Genomic DNA, 18,836 nt, shown 5'->3' on the forward strand with positions numbered 1-18,836 from the left:
CTATTCCACCGGTGCCCGGTAAGCCCCGAAGAAGATGGCGTTCAGGAGCACGCGGCGCGTGAACGGCGTCTGCCCGCGAAATACGGGATCGCCCGCGGTGAGGATCACCGCGCCCCGACCCAGGCGTTCGCGCAGGGCATAGGCGGTCTGCTGGAGCTTGGCTTCCAGGGGCTTCGCCACCAGGCCGGAGACCTTGAGGCCCTCCTTGCCGTAGTGGAGGGGATTCTCACCGCCGGGGCTCAGTTCCAGGATGGGATCGCCGGTGTTCAGAACCGCCGCGCCGCCCTCGGCGTGGAGGCCCCAGGCCAGCGGATGGCTGCCGTCCACGTCCACCTTCAGGAACGCGCCGGGGATGCTCTCCTCGAGGATCCGGTCCTCCCGCTTGTCCCAGGGGCGCACCAGATCGGTGGGATCGGGCCTCGGAGCCTCGCGCTTGGGGTCCTTCTCCTGGAGGCGGGCTTCCTCCGCGGCGCGGCTGAGGAACCGGAAGCCGGCCTGGGCCAGCCCGGCGCGGGACGCGTAGGCCGCTCCGCCCTGGAAGGCGAGGAGGGAGCCGCCGTCCTGGACCCAGGCCTTGAGCTTCGCGGCCCCGCCTTCGCCGAGGGCCTGCTGCCAGCTTTTTCCGGCCGCGCCGTCGTCCACCAGGATCACGTGGGTGAAGCGGGCCAGGGGAATGCCCCCCAGCCGATCCGCCCGGAGCTGGACGAAGGGCAGGCCCGTTTCCCACAGCGTGTGGGCCAGGGCGCCGAAGGCGGTGGGGCTGGCGGGCCGGTCCATCAGGACGGCGATGCGGGGCGCGCGCAGGATGACGCTGCGGTTGGAGCCGAGATCGGGTCCCGACGCCATGTGGGCGGACTCCGCGGCCGCGACGGGATGACCGTTCTCCGCTGCGAGGGCCTGCAGGCGGGCCCGCAGTTCAGGCGGGTTGTTCCGGAGCGGGAAGACCACGGTTCCGGCCCCCCAGCGGCGGTCGCCGAGCACGGCGGGCTCCGCCAGGGCCGAGGCCTTGAAGCCCTCTTCCAGGAGCGCCGCCAGGGTGCGGCAGGCCCCTTCATGGCCCGCGGGGATCACGTAGCCCCACGCCGTTTCGGGCAGGGCGGGGGTGGTTTCCGGCGCGCGGGAAGCCGTTTTCACCTTGGGTCGCACCTTGGCCTGCCAGGCGGGAACGTGGAAGGCGAGGGGCAGGCTCCAGGCGGTGATGTCGTAGGTGGGCTTGGGGCCCATCCGCGCCTCGCCCTCCAGCAGGGCCTGGGCCAGCGGACCCCGCGGCTGGTCCAGCGGAACGAGGTAGCTGCCCGCCGGAAGGCCCGCGGCGCGGGCGGGGCCGATGGGTTCCAGCCCGGCGGGATCGAGGTCCGCGGCCGTGCGGAGCACCTCGATGCCGTTGCGGCCGAGCAGATCCGCCAGGGCCCGCGCCCGCCCCGGATCCTCGCCTTCGGCGAAGAGGAAGGCTCCGGCCCGGTCGCCCAGGGCCACCCGCTCGCGGCGGATCCGCTGGAAATCCCACAGCAGCGCCTTGCGCTCGGCGGCGGCGGTGGCCACCGTGGCGAGGCTGGCGGCCACGTGGCGGCGGATGCGGCCGTCCAGGGTCAGGCGCTCCCCGTCCATGCGGCGGTAGGCGGTGCCGCCCTGACCGGCGGATTCGAAGGTCATGCCCACGGCGCCCTGGAACGTGGGCCAGGTGTCGCCGTAACCGGGGTAGAAGAGGTCGAACACGTCGCGGCTGAAGTAGGCCCAGCCCTGGGCGTCGAAGCTGCGCGCCATCGCCTGGCCGAAAGTGGCCTGCCACCGGCCCGACAGGGCGGCGGGAAGGGCGGGGTGGATGGGCTGCATGGTGGGCGGGAAGTAGGCGGAGGCCTCGGGCCACATCTCGTGCTGGTCCAGCAGGACCTGGGGATTCCAGCGGAGGAAAGCCGCGGCCTTGGCCCGGGATTCGCCCTGCGTCTGCCACGCCCAGTCCCGGTTGAGGTCGAACAGCCGGTGGTTGAACCGTCCCGCGGGCCAGCGCGAGGTGTTCTGGGCGTCCTGGGGATCCGCGGATTCGAAGGGACCGGCGGCCTCCATCACCGCCTGCAGGTGGCGGTCCCGCCCGTCGGGGTTCTGGGCGAGATCCATGAGGATCACCACCCGCTCCAGCTGCTTCATCACCTCGGGGCTGCGGGCGCTGGCGAAGTGGTAGGCCACGGCCAGGGCCGCTTCCGATCCCGATGCCTCGGACCCGTGGACGGAGTAGCCGAGCCACACGAAGGCGGGCTGGGTCTCCGCGAGCCGTCCGGCCTCCGCCTCGGTGCAGGTCCGCGGATCGGCCAGCTTGGCGTTAAGGGCCTGGAGTTCGTCCAGGCGCCGGAGGTTCTCCGGCGAGGTGATGACGAGAAAGGGCTGCTCCCGCCCCTCTTCGGTGCGGTGGAGGACGGTCAGCTTGACGCGGTCCGGCGCCGCGGCGGCCAGGGCCCGGGCGTAGGCGACCAGGGCGTGGTGCGGCGTGAACCGGATTCCCAGGTCCGGCTGCGGGACCTCGGGCCGGGGATCGGCGGGCGGCAGCAGGCCCGGGGGAAGGCCCGCGATCAGGCCGCCCGTGGCGAAGAGGGCCGGCACGATCCGTCGCATGGGAGAACCGCCTAGCGGGCTCAAGCCAGGTCCAGGAACGCGGGACCGGCGTGGGTGATGGATCCGGCGCCGAACGTGATCAGCAGATCGCCGCTGCGGGTGAGCTTCTTGAGGACCTGGGGCAGGTCCTCCACGCGCCCCGCGAGGTGGACTTCCTTCTGACCGTGGGCCCGCAGCGCCGCCGCCACGGCCGCGCCGTCGATGCCGTACACCGGCGGCTCGCCCGCGGGGTAGATGTCCGTGATCACCACGGAATCCGCCTCGAAGAACGCCGTTCCGAACTCCTCCAGGAGGGCTTTGGTGCGGCTGTAGCGGTGGGGCTGGAAGGCCGCTACCAGGCGGCGCTCGGGGAAGCCGGCGCGGGCCGCGGCCAGGGTCGCGGCGATCTCGGTGGGGTGGTGGCCGTAGTCGTCCACCACCAGGACGCCGCCCTTCTCGCCCTTGAGGTGGAAGCGGCGGTCCGCGCCGGTGAAGCTGGCGAGGCTGGCGCGGATGACCTCCGGTTCCACGTTCAGTTCCAGGGCGATCCCGATGGCCGCCAGGGCGTTCAGCACCATGTGGTGGCCCGGCACGCCCAGGCTGAAGGCGCCCAGATCCTCGCCGTAGGCGCTCACGCGGAAGTGGGTGCGGAAGCCCTCCTGGCGGATGTCCCGCGCGCGGATGTCCACCTGGGGATGGGTGCCGTAGGTGTGAACCTGGCGCTTCATCCGCGGCCGGACGGCGGCGGCGTGGGGATCGTCCATGCACAGGAAGACGGAGCCGTAGAAGGGCACCTTGTTGGCGAAGGCCACGAAGGCGTCCTGGATCTCCTCCAGGTCGCGGTAGTGGTCCAGGTGCTCGCGGTCGATGTTGGTGATGGCCGCCAGCGTCGGGTTCAGCATCAGGAAGCTGCCGTCGCTCTCGTCGGCCTCGGCCACCAGGAAGGGGCCCTTCCCGAGCTTGGCGTTGCTGCCGATGGCGCCCAGCTTCCCGCCGATCACGATGGTGGGATCGATCCCGCCCTGGCTGAGGACCTGGGCCACCATGCTGGTGGTGGTGGTCTTGCCGTGGGAGCCCGCCACGGCCACGCCGTACTTCATCCGCATCAGCTCGGCCAGCATCTCCCCGCGGGGAATCACGGGCACCTTGGCCGCCAGGGCCGCCACCACCTCGGGATTGTCGCCCTTGACGGCCGACGAGATGACTACCACCTGCGCCCCCTGCACGGCGTCGCCGCGATGGCCCAGGTGGACGGTGATCCCCAGGCCGCGCAGCCGCTGCGTGACGGCGCTCTCCTTCAGGTCCGAGCCGGAGACGTGGTAGCCCAAGTTGGCCAGGACTTCGGCGATTCCCGACATGCCGATGCCGCCGATGCCCACGAAATGGATGTGCTGGATCTTGCCGAACACCGGGGAACTCCCATGCTTGAAAGGGCCAGGATACCGCCATGGCGGTTCTTCGCGCCCCGGCGGTCACCTCTGGCATCCTGAGATGTCATTCGAGATACCGAGGAGGTGCGCGATGACGCGTTCGGGCCCGTCTTTCCGTTTCGCCCTGGCAGCGGCAGGTGTGATGGCGCTTGCTTTCCACGCCTCCGCGCAGGATCGCCAGGTGATGCCCCGTCCGTCCGGGCCCATGCGACCCGTGGAAGGGCGGCCCGCCGAGAGCTTCCGGGAGCGCCCCCGGGAGATGGCTCCGCCCCAGGCGGATGGCCCGCGGGAGGTGGGCCCTCGGGGCGGCGGACACGTCCGCGTGCGCGAGGTGGATCCCCGTCCCGGTCCCGCGCCCCGGGTCAACCGCATCACCGTCTACCCCGGCACCCGGACCGCCATCCCCCCTGCGTGGCCCCGCTGCGCCGTTCTGCCGACCATCGCCTATTGGCGGGACCGGGATCTGATGGCCGAGATCCAGTGGCTGTCCCGTCGCGCCTTCGTGCCGGTGACGCCCCTGGGCGACACCGTGGCTTCCCTCGACGACTACGTCCAGATGCCCTCCGGCTGGCGCGCCTACGGCATTTCCGTTCCTGTCGGAGGCACCGTCCAGGTGGAGGTCAAGCACCCCAAGGTGGGCTGGTTCCGCCTGATGATGGTCGACAAGTGGGGCACGCCCGGCCCGGGGATGCTCCAGGCCGCCATCGCGCCCCAGCCCATCCTGGTGACCTACAAGAACCCCAACAAGGAAGCCACCGCCATCTACGTGATCGTGGACGATCCCGCGTGGTGGTCCGACGCCAAGGATCCCTACACCCTCGTCGTCCGCCGGGACTGGGATCCCGCCAAGGCCGACCTCAGCGGCGTGAAGATGGTGGCCGGGCTGTGGGGCGCCAGCCCCAGCGTCAGCGCCGAATTCCGCGGCCCCAGCCTCAGCGGCCCCGCGGTCTATCCCCGCTGAGGGAGTCCGATCCCCTGAAGGCCCGCGGAAGCGGGCCTTCGCTCGTCATACCAAGGGCGATCCAGACCTAAGATCTCTTTTCACCGCCAAGACGCGAAGGAATCAACAAAAGCCCTACCCACTGGGGGGTGTCATTCTTAGCGCCCTTCCCGCCTTGGTGGTGATCCTTATTTTTTGAATGCAAAGGGGGATCAGGTCCACGGACACGCGCCCGTCACCTGCATGCGGAAGGCGCGGGGCTCGACAGTGAGTTCGGCGCGGTCCCGCTCCCCGGCCGGTTCGCCGTCCAGATGCCAGGGAAGGGGGCGCTCCAGGCGGAGGACCGCGTGGCGGATCCGTCCCTCGCGCCGGAGCGCCGTGCGGCCGGTTTCCCGGAACAGGTCCGGCACTTCCGCCAGGAGATCCATCCAGCCCGGCCGCGCCAGCGCCGCCCACTGGAGGGCGCCGTCCGTGGGATCGGCGCCGGGGGCCAGCCACAAGCCGCTTCCGTGGGTGGGAAGGTTCGCGAAGCACAGGCTCCAGGCGGAGGGGGGTAGCTCGGGCTGCGGGCCGTGGAAGGCGGCGCGCAGCCGCTCCCCGCGGGTGGCCGGTGCGGGAACGGGCGCGACCTCCGCTTCCCACGTGAGGTCCGTCGCATCCCAGCCGCGCCACAGCTGCCAGCAGGCCTGGGCGTAGGTCCTGAACCCCCGCGCCGGCAGGGCGCCGAAGCGGTGGGCGACGGCGGCCTCGAAGCCGGTCCCGCACACATTCAGGAAGGGCTCGCCGTCCAGGCGCGGCAGGTCCACGCGGAGTTCGCGCCCCTCCAGCAGGCGGCGCAGGGCCCCCGCGGGTTCCAGGGGCGTGCGCAGCCCGCGCGCAAGGCCGTTGCCGCTGCCTCCCGGCACGGCGCCCAGGGGAACGGGGCAGCCCCGGGCGATCAGGGCCTTGGCGGCGTGATGAAGGGTGCCGTCGCCGCCCCACACCAGCAGGGGACCCTCCGCGCGAAGGGCCTGGGCGACGGCGGGCTCGAAGTCCCAAGGCGGGCCGAACGCCATCGGTTCCACCCGCTCCCGCAGCTCGTTGGGCAGGACCCGGAGGAGGGCGTCCGGATCCTTGGGGATGGGACCGGAGGCGGGATTGAACAGGAGCGGAAGCTTCATCCCATCACTCCCACGCGAACACCACCGCCCGCTCGTCGCGGTAGACGGCGCGGAAGGGGGCGAGGTTCAGCTCGGGGTAGCGGCCCGCGCGGTTGGCCCGCAGCACCAGGTGGCGCGCGCGGAATTCCGTCTTCAGAACCTGCGCGTCCAGGGGCGCGTCGTGCCGGCGCAGGCGCTCCAGCAGCTTCGCCCGCGCCGGATCGTCCCGCAGCGAGTAGGTGGGATCGAGCCCCCACAGGTAGGTCTGCCGGGCGCCGTCGTAGAACAGCTCCGGGAAGTCGTCCCAGAACAGGTTGATCACCGTCTCGCCGGGGGGCAGGTGCTGGGCCATCCAGGCGCAGGCCCCCGTGAAGAAGCGGGGCGGCGCGGCCTCCGTCTGATAGACGCGGTAGAAGTCCAGCGACCGGACGTGGAAGCCCGCCAGTACGGCCAGGGCCAGGCCGGCCCCGGCCAGGCGCACGGAGCGGCGCGCGATCCACGTGCCAGGCCGTTCCAGAAGAGGCCCCAGGTCCCGGGCGACCAGGGCCCACGCGGCGCAGACCAGCAGCGCCGAGTACTCCGCGAAGCGCGGCGAGGCCGCCGTCATCCCGAACCAGAACAGGGCCGCCGCGCCCATGCCCACGGTGCCCGGCGCGAGGCGCTTCCGGCCCAGCACGAGGGCGATGGGCAGGCCCGCGACGAGGATCAGCAGCAGGGGATAGATGTCGAAGAACACCGGCCATGAGTAGGGATAGAGCTCGTTCCCCAGCTCGAAGCCCGACGCGGCGGAGCCCTGGAGGCCCAGCCGGAAGACCTGGATGTAGGTCAGGAAGGTCTCCAGGGTGAGCGGCGAGTAGGGATGGATCGCCAGCCCCAGGACGGAACCGAGGCCCGCGGCGGCCGACGGCCGGAGGTCCAGCCGCCCGCCGCCGGCCCACCAGCCGAGGGCGAAGGGCGCCGCGGTCAGGAGGAGCACGAAGGGCACCGTGTAGCTCCACGCGTAGACGAAGCCCAGAAGGAGCAGGGGCCGCCACCGCCGCTCCAGCAGGAAATGGAGGCCCAGCATCAGCAGCAGCATGCTCAGGACGTGGGAGCGGATCATCCCCAGCCGGGCGATGAACAGTCCGCCGGTGGCCAGAGGCAGGGCCGCGAAGAACACGGGAAACCGCACCCGGTGGGCGCGCAGCACCGCGTAGAAGGCCGCCAGGACCGCCACCGACAGGAGGACGCCGAAGATGCGCGCGCCCAGGATGGGGTCGTCCCCGAGGCGGGCGAAGGGCGCCATGGCCAGGTGGTAGAGGAACTCCTTGTCGCAGAACTGCTCGCGCCAGGTGCTGAGCTGCGTCCAGGGAAAGGCCCGCGACAGGCCGCGCGTCGGCATCATGGCGGCGAGCCGGGCGTGAAAGTAGCCGTCCCGCTCGAAGAGGCCCCTCTGGAAGAGCGCCGTCCCCCCGAAGAGGAGCAGGGCGTAGAAGAGGAAAAGGGCGGGCGCGGCCCAGGCCTTGAGCCGGGCCGTCCAGGCGGGGCGCCGCTGCGGGCTCACGGGCGGCCCACCGGCGGGATGGCGAGGTAGGCGAGCCGCTTCAGCTCCTTCCGGCCCCGCGTCACGGTGTCGAGGATCAGGCCGCAGGTGAAGCCCAGGGCCGACACGGTCATCAGCCCCGTGCACAGGATGGCGGTGGGAAACCGCGGCACCAGCCCCGTGGCGAAGTAGGTGAGGAAGACCGGGACGGACAGGGCCACGGCCGCGGCGGCCAGCAGGCCCGCCAGGATGGAGAAGAACTGGAGGGGCTTCTCGTTGCGGTAGAGGGCGGCGATCAGCCGCAGGATCCGCAACCCGTCCGCGTAGGTCCGCAGCTTGCTGGCGGAGCCCTCAGGGCGGGCGCCGTAGGGCGTGGGGACTTCCGCCACGGGCATGGAGAGCTCCAACGCGTGGACCGTCAGTTCCGTCTCGATCTCGAAGCCGCCGGACAGCGCCGGGAAGCTCTTCACGAAGCGGCGGGAGAAGGCGCGGTAGCCCGACAGGATGTCCGTGAAGCGCTGGCCGAACAGGACGCGCACCGCGCCGGTGAGCAGCCGGTTCCCGAAGCGGTGGCCCTTTCGGTAGGCCTCCCGCGCCATCTCCGTCCGCGATCCCACCACCATGTCCATGCTTTCGCCGACCAGCCGTTCCACCAGCCGGGGGGCGCTGGCGGCGTCGTAGGTGGCGTCCCCGTCCACCATCAGGTAGACGTCGGCGTCGATGTCCGCGAACATCCGCCGGACGACGTGGCCCTTGCCCTGGGCGGTCTCCGTGCCCACGAAGGCGCCCGCCGCCCGCGCCACCTCGACGGTCCGGTCCGTCGAATTGTTGTCGTAGACGTGGATGGTCGCGCCCGGCAGGGCCCGGCGGAAATCCGCCACCACCTGGCCGATCGCCGCTTCCTCGTTGAAGCAGGGGATGAGCACCGCGATCCGGAGGGGCAGGGGAGCGGGAAGGTTCATGCGGACCTCAGGCGCGGAAGCGGGCGGGCGGCGCCTCCAGGCGGAGGTCCTCGCCGGTAATGGGGTGCTTGAGCCCCAGCCGCCAGGCGTGGAGCCAGATGCGGTCCGAGGAGGCGCCGCCATAGAGCGCGTCGCCAAGAACGGGGCGGCCCAGGTGCGCGAGGTGGACGCGGATCTGGTGGGTGCGGCCCGTGTGGATGCGGGCGACGACGTAGTGGCCCGGCGCCAGCCCGGCGGTCTCCTCCGCAGTGGCCGGGCGGAAATCCGTGCGGGCGGATTTGGGGTCGATCAGATCCCCCTCGCACCCGAAGCGGCCGGGATCGGCGCCCCGCCGGCGGCCGATGGGGGCCTCCACGGTGCAGGCGTCCAGGGGCTCCGAGATCCGCGCCAAATAGAGCTTCTCCAGTTCCCGGGAGGCGAAGGCCGTCGCGAGGCCGGGATTGGCCTTGGGATCCTTGGCGAGGACCAGCAGGCCCGAAGTGCCCTGGTCCAGGCGATGGTGGAGGAAGGGCTTCAGGTCGGGCCGCTGGGTCTTGAGCAGGGCCAGGAGGTCGTGGCGGTCCGTGGCCCAGGTGCCCTGGGTGGCCAGGCCCGCGGGCTTGTCCACGGCCAGGATCCAGGCGTCCTCGTACACCACGGGAATGGCCACGTCCGGCACCGGCGGCAGGTCCGGATCGTAAGCCACGCGGACCTCGGCGCCGGGCTTCGCCAACCTGCCGGCGACGCGCGTCCGCTTGCGGTCCACCTGGACGCCGCCCAGCTTCAGGGCTTCCCGCGCCGTCCGGCGGGACAGGTCCGTGCGCTGGGCGATGAGCTGGTCCAGGCGCAGGTTCGCCTCGCCGGGATCCACCGTGAACGTCCATTTCTTGATCGCCATGTCCCCAGGGTAGCCGGGCCGCGAAATTGCCTCAAAAAGCGAGGCAATTCCAGCGCGGGTTTGGCATGCTGGGACGCGGAGGCTCCCCATGATCCGATCGCTTCGCGCTGGCCTGCTGATGGCCCTGGCGACCCTGGCCGCCGTGGCCGCCGACCTTCCCGTGTCGGGATGGGCGCTGAAGCCCGGATCCACGGCGAAGGCCGCGGGCCTCCGGCTGGAAGCCGCGGCGGAGGGCTCCGAAGCCGTCCTCGCGTCGGCGCCCGTGGCGCTCCAGGTCGGCGAGCTGTACCGCCTCAGCGCCACCATCCGCGCCGAAGGCGTGAAGGCCGACGCCCTGGCGCGGTATCCCACGCCCCTCGGCGCCTGCCTGGCCATGGAGAGCTTCCCCTTCACCAACGCGTCCCAGAGCGTGGCCGGCACGTCGGAACGGAAGGTGTCCGTCCTGTTCCTCGCCACCAGCCCCAGCGACCGCGTCCAACTCCATCTCGGGCGGAACGGAAAGGCCACGGGCGCCGCGGCCTTCAGCGCCGTGAAGCTGGAGAAGGTGGAGGACATCACCGAGTTCATCCCGATGCAGACCGTGCGGTGGGCCGGGAAGGGCTTCCGCTACGAGATGGGCGGCTGGACCTTCCTGCACATTGAGGGCGCGCCCTACGCCCGGGGCCGCCAGCACGGCGAGCTGATGGCCGACGAGATCGTCCGCTACGTCACCAAGCTGGGCGTGCTGAAGAACGCCGCCGATCCCGTGCGCGGCTGGAACGACCAGCGGCAGACGGCGGACGCCCTGTTCTTCAGGAAATACGACGTGGAGTACCTGGAGGAGATGAAGGGCATCACCGACGGCGCGGTGAAGGCGGGCGCCAAGTTCAAGGGCCGCGACCTCGACCTGCTGGACATCGTGACGCTGAACAGCGCCGTGGACATGAGCTCCCTCCAGGACGGCCTGGCCCACGCGCCGAATCCGCTCACGGGCCGCACCTTCATGACCGGCGACGACGAGGCGGCCAAGGGCGGCGAGGGCGACCACTGCTCGTCCTTCGTGGCCACCAAGGGCGCCACGAAATCCGGCCGGTTCATCTTCACCCAGATGTTCATGTGGAATGGCTACACGGGCACCGAGTGGAACGTGATGCTCGACATCGTTCCCGAGAAGGGAAAGCGCCTGGTGATGCAGACCTTCGCCGGCGGCATCCACAGCGGCACCGACTGGTATCTCAATGCCAGCGGGCTGGTGATGGGCGAGACCACGGTGGGCCAGACGCCCTTCAACGCCGACGGCACACCCCAGAGCAACCGCATCCGCAAGGCCGCCCAGTACGCCGGCGGCATCGACGAGGCCGCGGCCATCCTGTTCAAGCAGAACAACGGCCTCTACACCAACGACTGGACCATGGCCGACGCCAAGACCGACGAGGGCGCCTGCTTCCTGCTGGGCACGGAGAAGACGAAGCTGTGGCGCACCGGCAGCAAGGGCAAGGCGGCGGACACGCCGGGCGGCCACCGCGACTTCATCTGGGCCAACAACAACAACCGCGATCCCGAGGTCCGGGGCGAGTACGTCTCCAATCCCGACAACGCCCCGGCGGACCTGGCCTTCAACACCTGGAACCGCGACATCGCCTTCCAGGAGGCCTTCCGGACCTACGGCAAGGGCGGGTTCGACATCGATTCCGCCACGCGCCTGATGGCCACGAGCCCCATCAACCGGCCCCACGCCTGCGACGCCAAGCTGACCACCGCCGAGATGGCGGAGAAGCTGGTGTTCATCGCCCACCAGGGCAAGACCACCCTGCGGGAGAAGATGGTGGGCGGGCGGTGGATCGCTGATCTGCCCGGCGCCACGCCGCACCTGACCCACGGCTACACCGCCTTCAGCCCCATCTGGATCACCGAGAAGCTCCAGGCCGCGAAGGCCGCCTGGAAGCCGGAGAAGCCCGCCAAGGCGGCGCCCGCGCCCGACGTGGCCGCGGTGAAGGAGGCCTTCTCCTATGACGCCAAGGGGCTGTGGACGGGTACCGTCCGGCCCGCGTCGGACGCCGACAACTGGTTCGTCAGCGGATCCGCGGCCTACTGGCAGCAGCTGAAGAACCTGCCCGGCGTTCCCGCGAAGGCCTACGAGGCGCAGGCCGCGGCCCTCGCCGACCTCACCACCCGCCACCTGTGGCTGGACGCCAAGGAAGGCGCCCAGGCCCCCGCCGCCACCGCCACGGACTACGGCCGCTACGGCGCCTACCAGATCCCCCGCATCCGCGGCGCGTTCGCGCTGCACCAGCTCCGCCTCCACCTGGGCAATGCCGCCTTCGCCAGGGCCATGGGCGCCGTCCAGAGCCGCTACGCCGGCAAGGCGGCCTCCACCTCCCAGATCCTGAAGGCGCTCTCCGACGGCGCGGGGAAGGACGTTTCCCCGATCCTGAAGCCCTGGATCGAGCGGGCCGACCTGCCGGCGCCCAGGGTGCGGGCCCACGTCGAGAAGGCGGGCGAGGCCTTCGAGGTGAAGGTCGAGGTCGAACAGACCGGCGCCGCCTATCCCTTCATCGCTTTCGCGAGCCTGGAAACCGACAAGGGCGCCCGGCTGGAGCGGCTGGAGGTGAAGGACGCGAAGGCCTCGTTCACCCTCCGCAGCGACGCGAGACCCACCCGCCTGGCTTTCAACACCGGGAACGACGTGCCGCTGGCCCGGGGCAACTTCTGGGTGCCCGGCAACCTGCTGGACGACTGGAGCGCCGGGCTGCTGGTGGTCGGCACGGGCCGCGAGATCGAGGCCCAGCGCACCCTCGCACTGAACTACCGCGAAGTCCTGGCTGACAACATGACCGAGGTGCTGCTGCCCCTGAAGCCCGACGCGGAAGTGAGCGACGCGGATCTCGCCGCCAGTGACCTGGTGGTGTTCGGCGGCCCCGCCGACAACGGTGTCCTGGCCCGCCTCCAGGCCGAGGGCAGGCTTCCCTTCCAGGCTGGCCCCGGCTGGTTCGCGTGGCAGGGCCGCACCTACGGCCGCCCCGACGACGGCCTGTTCGCCGCCTTCCCCAACCCCTGGAACCCCAAGCGGATGATGACGGTCATCCTCGCCAACAGCCGCGTCCAGCAGTGGGCCATGACCAAAGCCCTCCCCCGCGGCCTGCCCGGCTGGGCCGTCTACCGGGGAAGCGAAATCCAGGTGAAGGGACACGCCGAGCCCGGCGGCTTCTCGATCGAGCTCAAGCCCTGAACCAAGGCCGATCCGTCGGCCTCTTTATCCCAGGCAGCGCCGCCGCTAGCCTGGGGAGAAATCCTTTCCACAGGAGCGCGCGGTGACTGAGGTAGCCCAGGGCCTCCCGAGGCTTGCTGAGCGATACCGGGAGGACCCGGAATCGGTGCATCGGACGTGGTTCCTCGGCGAGGACCGGTTGAAGGCGTTTCGCACGATCCGCCGGGGCGTGCAGACCGTGGTGGATGACATCCTGGCGGGGCGGTTCCCCCAGGACTACCGCGGCTCCAGCCTGGAAGTGGTGATGATGGCCATCACCGAACAGAAGCAGGTGTTCCAGGGGGCGGCCCACGCCTTCTACTGGAAGCCCAAGCTGCGGATCCCGGACATCTACGAGGACCGGGCCAACCAGCTCGCCTTCGCCCGTTTCCTGTCGGAGGTCCTGCACGCGACGAAGGAAGACCAGATCCTCCAGGCGATCGCGACCCTCGACCGCCTGCGGATCAAGGGACTGGGTCCCGCCGCGGCGAACATCCTCTACTTCCTGCATCCGACGCTGGTTCCCCCCTTCAACACCGCGATCCTGAACGGCTTCAATGCCCTGACGGGAGCGCGTCTGAGGCTGGGATCCTGGGCGGACTATCTGACGCTGCGCGCCGCCATCCTGGAGTTGAACGCCGGCCATCTACCCCTCTTCTCGAAGGATCTGGGTGCCTTCTGCGGCCTGCTGTTCGAGATCGGAATCGGGAAGGTCGCCACGGAGGGCTCGGTGGAAGCGGCCCTGGCCTTTGAAGCGAAGAAACGCGAAAAGGTGCTCGAGAAGCGGCATCGGGAAGTCGAGGAGGACGCCGAGGAAATCGGGGCCCATGCCCGCATGCAGGCCCATCTCCTGCGCATCGGCCAGTCCGTCGGGTACCAGGTGTGGGTGGCCCGGAACGATCGCAGCGTCCCCTGCCACTACGGCGGCACGTTGGGCGAGCAGTCGCTTCCTGCCCTTCCGTTGGAGGGCCTGTCCCCGGAGGTCCGCGGCACCATCGAACTGATCGATGTGCTCTGGCTCCAGAACGGCAACGTGACCTGCGCCTTCGAGGTGGAGAAAAGCACCTCGATCTATTCCGGCATCCTGCGGCTGCAGGACCTGAGCCTGTCGCTGCCGGAACCGGCGCCCCACCTGTATCTGATCGCTCCCGACGCCCGGGAGGGCGAGGTGCGGGCCCAGCTCGCGCGCCCCGCTTTCGCCCAGCTTCGGAACCGGCCCGGCCTCATCACCTTCAGGGACTTGGAGGACCACTGCGAGGCCATCTGCCGCTTCGGGGCCGACCGGGACGTGCTCCGCCGGCTGGCCAAGGTGGTCTGAGCCGCAGGGGTCAGATCGAGTACCCGTGGCTGTCCACCTCCAGCGCCTGCTGTTTGGCGGCGAGGTCGGCGAGGGTGGTGGTGCGGAGGACGGTCCGCGCTGCGTCGGTGGTGCGGGTCCAGAGGTCGCGGACGGCGCGGGCGCCGGCGGGGGCGTCCAGGGCCAGGGGACTGCCGCCGCCGAGGCGGCCTTCCAGGGCCTCCAGCACGTCCAGGGCGGTGATGTGGCTGGGGTGCCGGGCCAGCTCGCAGCCGCCGCTGGGGCCGCGCTGGACCTTCACCAATCCGGCGGCCTTGAGGGGACCCAGGAGGACGCGCAGGAATTTGGGCGGCAGATCCTGGCGGCCGGCGGAGGCCTCCACCTGCACGGGGCCGCGGCCCGCGTGGAGGGCGAGATCCACCATGAACTGGAGCCCGTACCGCCCCTTTGCCGACGCCTTCATGCGATGCTCCGATGTACAGATACATAATAAAATGAATTAACAAACTTGACAATTTGTTTTTCGCCTCCATCCTGGAAGGAATTCGGCTCGCACCGACATCCCAGGAGGAACGCATGGCCCGGCCCACTGATCGTCCCAACCGCGTCGAGCACGCCTACGAGCTGGTGGGCTACACGCCCGTCGTCCGGCTCAACCGCGTGGTGCCGGAAGGTTCCGCCAAGGTCTACGTGAAGCTGGAGAGCGCCAATCCCGGCGGCAGCGTGAAGGACCGCATCGCCCTGAGCATGGTGGAGGACGCGGAGAAGCGCGGCGCGCTGAAGGCCGGCATGACGCTGCTGGAAGCCACCAGCGGAAACACGGGCATCGGCTTGGCGTTCGTGGCCGCCGCCAAGGGCTACAAGATCACCCTGGTGATGCCGGACACCATGACCCTGGAACGCCGCGCCCTGCTGAAGGCCTACGGCGCGGAGCTGGTGCTGACGCCCGGCTCCGGCGGGATGAAGGCCGCGGTGGACAAGGCCCAGGAGCTGGCGGACGCCGATCCTTCCTACTTCCTGGTGCGGCAGTTCGACAACCCCGCCAATCCCGACGTCCACCGCCGCACCACCGCGCTGGAGATCCTGGAGCAGGTGCCCGAGTTGGACGCCTTCGTGGCCGGCGTGGGCACCGGCGGCACCGTGACGGGCGTGGGCGAGATCCTGGCCCAGAAGAAACCCGGAACCCTCGTCGTGGCCGTGGAGCCCGAGACCTCGCCCCTGCTCAGCACCGGGCAGGCCGGCCCCCACAAGATCCAGGGCATCGGCCCCAACTTCGTGCCGGGCATCCTGAACCGGCAGGCCTTCCAGCGCATCCGCCCCGTGGGCTACGACGACGCCATCGCCACGGCCCGGCGCCTGGCGCGGGAAGAGGGCCTGCTCACCGGGATCAGCACCGGCGCCATCGTGTTCGCAGCCCTGGAAGTGGCGAAGGAGCTGGGCGCGGGCAAGACGGTGGTCGCGGTCCTGTGCGACACCGGCGAGCGCTACCTGACCCATCCGCTGTTCGCGGAGATCGACGGGCCCGCCATCTGAGGGATGGAAAGAGGGGTTAACCGCCGATGTCGCAGAGGGCGCAGATGAAAGCTTGCGAGGCTTTTTCATCGGCGGCCATCTGCGGTTGAAATTCATTTATCGTCGACCTTCGGAGGTGCCCATGGGGCTGGCCGCGCTGGTGTTCGCGACGCTGGCGCTGGGCGCCCAGGCGCCGCCCCAGGAGAAGGCCACGGCCTTCGAGCGGGCGGTGGTGCAGGAGATGAGCGACGCCCGGGCGCGGCCCCGGGCGTACGCGGCCCATCTGCGGGAGCTGCGTCCCTACTTCGAGGGCGCGCTGTGGAAACGGCCGGACCGCGTGCCCCTGCGGACCGAGGAAGGGGTGGCGGCGCTTGATGAGGCCGTGGCCTTTCTCGAATCCCTCCAGCCCATGGGGCCCTTGCGCTTCAACGAGGGCCTGGCGAGGGCCGCGCGGGCCCATGCCCGGGACATCGGTCCCCGGGGCAGCCTCGACCACGCGGGGGCGGACGGCAGCTCGCTGTCGGCGCGGCTGAACCGTTTGGGGGCGTGGCACGGGCTGATCGCCGAGAACATCGCCACCTACGAGGACGACCCGCGCCAGGTGGTCCTCCAACTGATCATCGACGACGGGGTGGCGTCCCGCGGTCACCGCCGGAGCCTCTTCAATCCGGATCTCCACCAGGCCGGGGCGGGCGTCGCGCCCCATCGCCAGTACCGCACGATCATCGTCATCGACTACGCGGACGGCTTCGTGGAGCGACGCTGAGGGCGGACCGTTCCTGCTAGCCTGGGCCCTTACCTCGGGTGAGAGATGGCTTTCCTTGCGCGGCTCGGCGCGCCGGTGCGCCGCTTCCTGGCCTTCCTCGGAGCCCAGGCGCGGCTGTGCGGAAGCACGATCCGCCACGGAGCCGCCCTGCGCTCCGGCCAGTGGGCGGTGGTGGGAGAGCAGATCCGCCTCCAGGTGAGGTTCACGGGATTGGATGCGGCCGGGCTGGTGATGGGAACGGCCTTCCTCCTCGGGGCGGTGACGCTGATCCAGGCCTTCAGCCAGCTGTCCGCCCTCGGCGCCGAGCGCTATGTGGGCGCCCTGATGGTGGTGATCGTCCTGCGGGAACTGGGCCCGCTGCTGACGGCGATGCTGGTGATCGGGCGCAGCGCCACGGCCATGGCCGCCGAACTGGGCGCCATGCAGTTGAACGGCGAGGTGGAGGCGTTGGTGGTCCACGGGGTGGACCCCTACCAGTACCTCCTGCTGCCGCGGTGGGCGGGGGCGGTGGTCTCCCTCTTCGCCCTGGTGGCGCTGTTCGACGGGGCCGCGCTCGCCGGAGGATTCGCGGTGGTGCGCCTGAATCACGGTGTCACCTTCGGGTTCTTCATGGAATCGGTGCGACAGTCCCTGTCCAACCTGGATTTCGCCGCCACGCTGCTCAAGGTGGGGCTGTTCGGCAGCGCGATCACCTTCCAGGCCTGCCATTTCGGCCTCGGGATCCGCCGCAGCCGCACCGAGATCCCCCAGGCCGTCACCCGGACGGTGGTGGCGACGCTGGTGTCCGTGTTCCTCGTCGACGGCCTCGTGGCCGCGCTGTTCTACGCCCGATGATCGAAGTCCGCGGCCTCGCCTGCGACACGCCCGAGGGCCGGCCCCTGCTGGAGGGGCTCGACCTGGACGTGGCGCGGGGCGGAACCCTGCTGGTGACGGGAGCCAGCGGTTCCGGCAAGAGCCGGTTGCTCAAGGCCATCGCCGGGATCGAGGCTCCGCGGGCCGGAGGCGTGAAGGTGGCAGGAGGAGGCCGCGTCCGGATGGGATTCGCATTCGCGGAGGGCGGTCTCCTGTCCAACCTCAGCCTGGCGGAGAACCTGGCGCTGCCCCTGCGCTTCCTGGGCCTTTCGCGGGCCGAGGCGCACCGCCGGGCGGAGGCGGCCCTCGATCGGCTGGATCTGCGGCTGGTGGCGGACCTGCGCCCCCATGCCGTGGGCGCCTCCGCCCGGAAGCGCGCCAACCTGGCCCGGGTGCTGGCGCTGGCGCCCGACCTGATCCTCCTGGACGACCCGCTCGAAGGGCTGGATGCCGCCGACCGCGCGACCGCCCTGGCGCTGATTCTCGGGTGGGCCGCCGATCCGGAGGTCACCCTGCTCCTCGCCGCGGAGGACGCCGCGGCCTTTCCCGGGTTGGAGGCTCCGCGGCTGGAGCTCCGGAATTCTTCCCTTCCAGCGGAGGCGCCATGAACTTCGACAAGCAGGACGTCCGTCTCGGCTGCTTCGTCCTCCTGGCGCTGGCCCTGTTCGGAGGCCTGGTGGCCTACAAGAACGCCGGGGCGGTGACCGAGCGCACCTACCGGCTGCGGGTGCGGCTGGACGGCATGGAGGGCCTCGGGCCGGGCACGGACGTGCAGCTCAAGGGCTACCGCGTGGGCCGCGTGGAGCGGGTGGACCTGCTGCGCGAAGGGGAGGACTACCGCTTCCGCGCCGTCATCGCCGTGCGCGAGGACATCCGGCTGTGGCGGGGCACCCGTGCCGTCGTCGCGCCCAAGGGCGTGGGCGGCGCGGTGCTCGACCTGCGCCTTCCGGAGCTCGCCCAGCGGACCGTCCCGCTGGCGGAGGGCGAGGAAATCGCCGGCGAAGAGGGCGCGTCTCCGGGCCGCATCCTGGAGCGGGCGGATGGCCTGCTCGCGAACCTGAACCTGTCGCTGGACGCGCTGCGGGACCGCCTCCGGACGCGGGGCGTGGATGACTTCCTGGAGCATCCGGCGGTGGCGCGCTCCCTTCGCTCCCTGGACGCGACGCTGGCGGAATTCCAGGCCCTGGCGCGGGAAGGGCGGGGCGTTGCGGCCCACGCGGACCGCAGCATGGCGGGGGCGGACCGGGCCCTCGCCGACCTGGAGAAGAGCCTGAGCCTGACCCGGGGCCTGCTGGAAGCGCGGCAGCCGGAGCTGGACCGCATCGTGACGGGGCTGGCGTCGGTGCTCCAGCAGGCGGACGGCGCCCTCGGGCGCTTCCGGACGGAGGAGCAGCCGGAAGTGGACGCCAGTCTGCGCGCGCTTCGCCGCTCGCTGGAATCCGCGGAGGAACTGCTCCAGTTGCTCAAGCAGCGGCCCAGCCGGGCGGTGTGGGGACAGCCCGGGGACGCGGAGCGCGAACGGGCGCGAAAGGCCGCGGAGGCGGCCCGCAAGGGCTCAGATCCCAAGTAGGTCTTTGGATCGTTCGTTTTATATCCTTTCGGTGGAAGGGGCATGGTTTGAATTTTGCGACCTTGTTTCACGGGGGGCGCGCGGCATCCTGGGAAGGAACCTCAAGGCCGCCGCAGGCGGAATTCCCGGGTGCTCCCCGCGCCCCACTTCGCAGGAG

15 protein-coding genes are annotated in these 18,836 nt (G+C 70.8%); 8 read left to right on the plus strand and 7 right to left on the minus strand.

Annotation, left to right across the window (positions count from 1 at the left end; genetic code table 11):
* Positions 1-2,607 carry a M14 family zinc carboxypeptidase gene (locus RAH39_RS04945; RefSeq protein WP_306591697.1) on the minus strand — a complete coding sequence of 869 codons (2,607 nt, stop codon included), beginning with the start codon at positions 2,605-2,607 and terminating at the stop codon, positions 1-3.
* A gap of 20 nt (positions 2,608-2,627) precedes the next feature.
* Positions 2,628-3,995 (minus strand): UDP-N-acetylmuramate--L-alanine ligase, encoded by a 1,368-nt coding sequence (murC, locus tag RAH39_RS04950; RefSeq protein WP_306591698.1) that lies wholly within the window; start codon positions 3,993-3,995, stop codon positions 2,628-2,630.
* Between the two features lie 205 nt (positions 3,996-4,200).
* Here murC and RAH39_RS04955 point away from each other — a divergent pair, with 205 nt between their 5' ends.
* Positions 4,201-4,977 carry a hypothetical protein gene (locus RAH39_RS04955; RefSeq protein ID WP_306591699.1) on the plus strand — a complete coding sequence of 259 codons (777 nt, stop codon included), beginning with the start codon at positions 4,201-4,203 and terminating at the stop codon, positions 4,975-4,977.
* Between the two features lie 191 nt (positions 4,978-5,168).
* Here RAH39_RS04955 and RAH39_RS04960 read toward each other — a convergent pair whose 3' ends face one another.
* The 4 genes from RAH39_RS04960 to RAH39_RS04975 are packed head-to-tail and all read right to left on the minus strand — an operon-like array spanning position 5,169 to position 9,456.
* Entirely contained in the window at positions 5,169-6,116 is a 948-nt protein-coding gene (locus tag RAH39_RS04960; RefSeq protein WP_306591700.1) for a diacylglycerol/lipid kinase family protein, read from the minus strand.
* Between the two features lie 4 nt (positions 6,117-6,120).
* Positions 6,121-7,638: a glycosyltransferase family protein gene (locus RAH39_RS04965; protein ID WP_306591701.1), complete on the minus strand. Its 1,518-nt coding sequence runs from the start codon at positions 7,636-7,638 to the stop codon at positions 6,121-6,123.
* The gene (locus tag RAH39_RS04970; RefSeq protein WP_306591702.1) at positions 7,635-8,579 is read right to left on the minus strand and encodes a glycosyltransferase; all 945 of its coding nucleotides are present in this window, start codon (positions 8,577-8,579) and stop codon (positions 7,635-7,637) included. Before RAH39_RS04970 ends, RAH39_RS04965 begins: the two co-directional genes overlap by 4 nt.
* Before the next feature lie 7 nt (positions 8,580-8,586).
* Complete coding sequence (locus RAH39_RS04975; protein WP_306591703.1) at positions 8,587-9,456, minus strand: RluA family pseudouridine synthase; 870 nt, start codon at positions 9,454-9,456, stop codon at positions 8,587-8,589.
* An 88-nt stretch (positions 9,457-9,544) separates the two neighbouring features.
* Here RAH39_RS04975 and RAH39_RS04980 point away from each other — a divergent pair, with 88 nt between their 5' ends.
* Positions 9,545-12,664 (plus strand): C45 family autoproteolytic acyltransferase/hydrolase, encoded by a 3,120-nt coding sequence (locus RAH39_RS04980; RefSeq protein WP_306591704.1) that lies wholly within the window; start codon positions 9,545-9,547, stop codon positions 12,662-12,664.
* A gap of 145 nt (positions 12,665-12,809) precedes the next feature.
* The gene (locus tag RAH39_RS04985) at positions 12,810-14,000 is read left to right on the plus strand and encodes a type II restriction enzyme NmeDI-related protein (protein ID WP_306591705.1); all 1,191 of its coding nucleotides are present in this window, start codon (positions 12,810-12,812) and stop codon (positions 13,998-14,000) included.
* A gap of 10 nt (positions 14,001-14,010) precedes the next feature.
* Here RAH39_RS04985 and RAH39_RS04990 read toward each other — a convergent pair whose 3' ends face one another.
* Positions 14,011-14,442, minus strand: a complete 432-nt coding sequence (locus RAH39_RS04990; protein ID WP_306591706.1) for an RrF2 family transcriptional regulator — start codon at positions 14,440-14,442, stop codon at positions 14,011-14,013.
* Between the two features lie 113 nt (positions 14,443-14,555).
* Here RAH39_RS04990 and cysK point away from each other — a divergent pair, with 113 nt between their 5' ends.
* The 5 genes from cysK to RAH39_RS05015 all read left to right on the plus strand — a co-directional run bounded on the left by cysK (position 14,556) and on the right by RAH39_RS05015 (position 18,679).
* Positions 14,556-15,512, plus strand: coding sequence for a cysteine synthase A (gene cysK / locus RAH39_RS04995; protein ID WP_306591707.1), 957 nt, complete (start codon positions 14,556-14,558; stop codon positions 15,510-15,512).
* Between the two features lie 121 nt (positions 15,513-15,633).
* Positions 15,634-16,257 carry a CAP domain-containing protein gene (locus RAH39_RS05000; RefSeq protein WP_306591708.1) on the plus strand — a complete coding sequence of 208 codons (624 nt, stop codon included), beginning with the start codon at positions 15,634-15,636 and terminating at the stop codon, positions 16,255-16,257.
* A 45-nt stretch (positions 16,258-16,302) separates the two neighbouring features.
* Positions 16,303-17,091, plus strand: a complete 789-nt coding sequence (locus RAH39_RS05005) for an MlaE family ABC transporter permease (RefSeq protein WP_306591709.1) — start codon at positions 16,303-16,305, stop codon at positions 17,089-17,091.
* Complete coding sequence (locus tag RAH39_RS05010) at positions 17,088-17,717, plus strand: ATP-binding cassette domain-containing protein (RefSeq protein WP_306591710.1); 630 nt, start codon at positions 17,088-17,090, stop codon at positions 17,715-17,717. The genes RAH39_RS05005 and RAH39_RS05010 overlap by 4 nt, the downstream gene beginning before the upstream one ends.
* Positions 17,714-18,679, plus strand: a complete 966-nt coding sequence (locus RAH39_RS05015) for an MlaD family protein (protein WP_306591711.1) — start codon at positions 17,714-17,716, stop codon at positions 18,677-18,679. Before RAH39_RS05010 ends, RAH39_RS05015 begins: the two co-directional genes overlap by 4 nt.
* Positions 18,680-18,836: the final 157 nt, after the last annotated feature.

Origin of the sequence: Geothrix sp. 21YS21S-4 (assembly GCF_030845995.1) — a bacterium.
GTDB lineage: Bacteria > Acidobacteriota > Holophagae > Holophagales > Holophagaceae > Geothrix.

What these genes read in the sequence shown, in the direction of transcription:
- RAH39_RS04945 (WP_306591697.1), bottom strand. Translation starts at nt 2,607, where the DNA reads ATGCGACGGATCGTGCCGGCCCTCTTCGCCACGGGCGGCCTGATCGCG.
- RAH39_RS04955 (WP_306591699.1), top strand. Translation starts at nt 4,201, where the DNA reads ATGCCCCGTCCGTCCGGGCCCATGCGACCCGTGGAAGGGCGGCCCGCC.
- RAH39_RS04960 (WP_306591700.1), bottom strand. Translation starts at nt 6,116, where the DNA reads ATGAAGCTTCCGCTCCTGTTCAATCCCGCCTCCGGTCCCATCCCCAAG.
- RAH39_RS04970 (WP_306591702.1), bottom strand. Translation starts at nt 8,579, where the DNA reads ATGAACCTTCCCGCTCCCCTGCCCCTCCGGATCGCGGTGCTCATCCCC.
- RAH39_RS04975 (WP_306591703.1), bottom strand. Translation starts at nt 9,456, where the DNA reads ATGGCGATCAAGAAATGGACGTTCACGGTGGATCCCGGCGAGGCGAAC.
- RAH39_RS04980 (WP_306591704.1), top strand. Translation starts at nt 9,545, where the DNA reads ATGATCCGATCGCTTCGCGCTGGCCTGCTGATGGCCCTGGCGACCCTG.
- RAH39_RS04990 (WP_306591706.1), bottom strand. Translation starts at nt 14,442, where the DNA reads ATGAAGGCGTCGGCAAAGGGGCGGTACGGGCTCCAGTTCATGGTGGAT.
- cysK (WP_306591707.1), top strand. Translation starts at nt 14,556, where the DNA reads ATGGCCCGGCCCACTGATCGTCCCAACCGCGTCGAGCACGCCTACGAG.
- RAH39_RS05000 (WP_306591708.1), top strand. Translation starts at nt 15,634, where the DNA reads ATGGGGCTGGCCGCGCTGGTGTTCGCGACGCTGGCGCTGGGCGCCCAG.
- RAH39_RS05005 (WP_306591709.1), top strand. Translation starts at nt 16,303, where the DNA reads ATGGCTTTCCTTGCGCGGCTCGGCGCGCCGGTGCGCCGCTTCCTGGCC.
- RAH39_RS05010 (WP_306591710.1), top strand. Translation starts at nt 17,088, where the DNA reads ATGATCGAAGTCCGCGGCCTCGCCTGCGACACGCCCGAGGGCCGGCCC.
- RAH39_RS05015 (WP_306591711.1), top strand. Translation starts at nt 17,714, where the DNA reads ATGAACTTCGACAAGCAGGACGTCCGTCTCGGCTGCTTCGTCCTCCTG.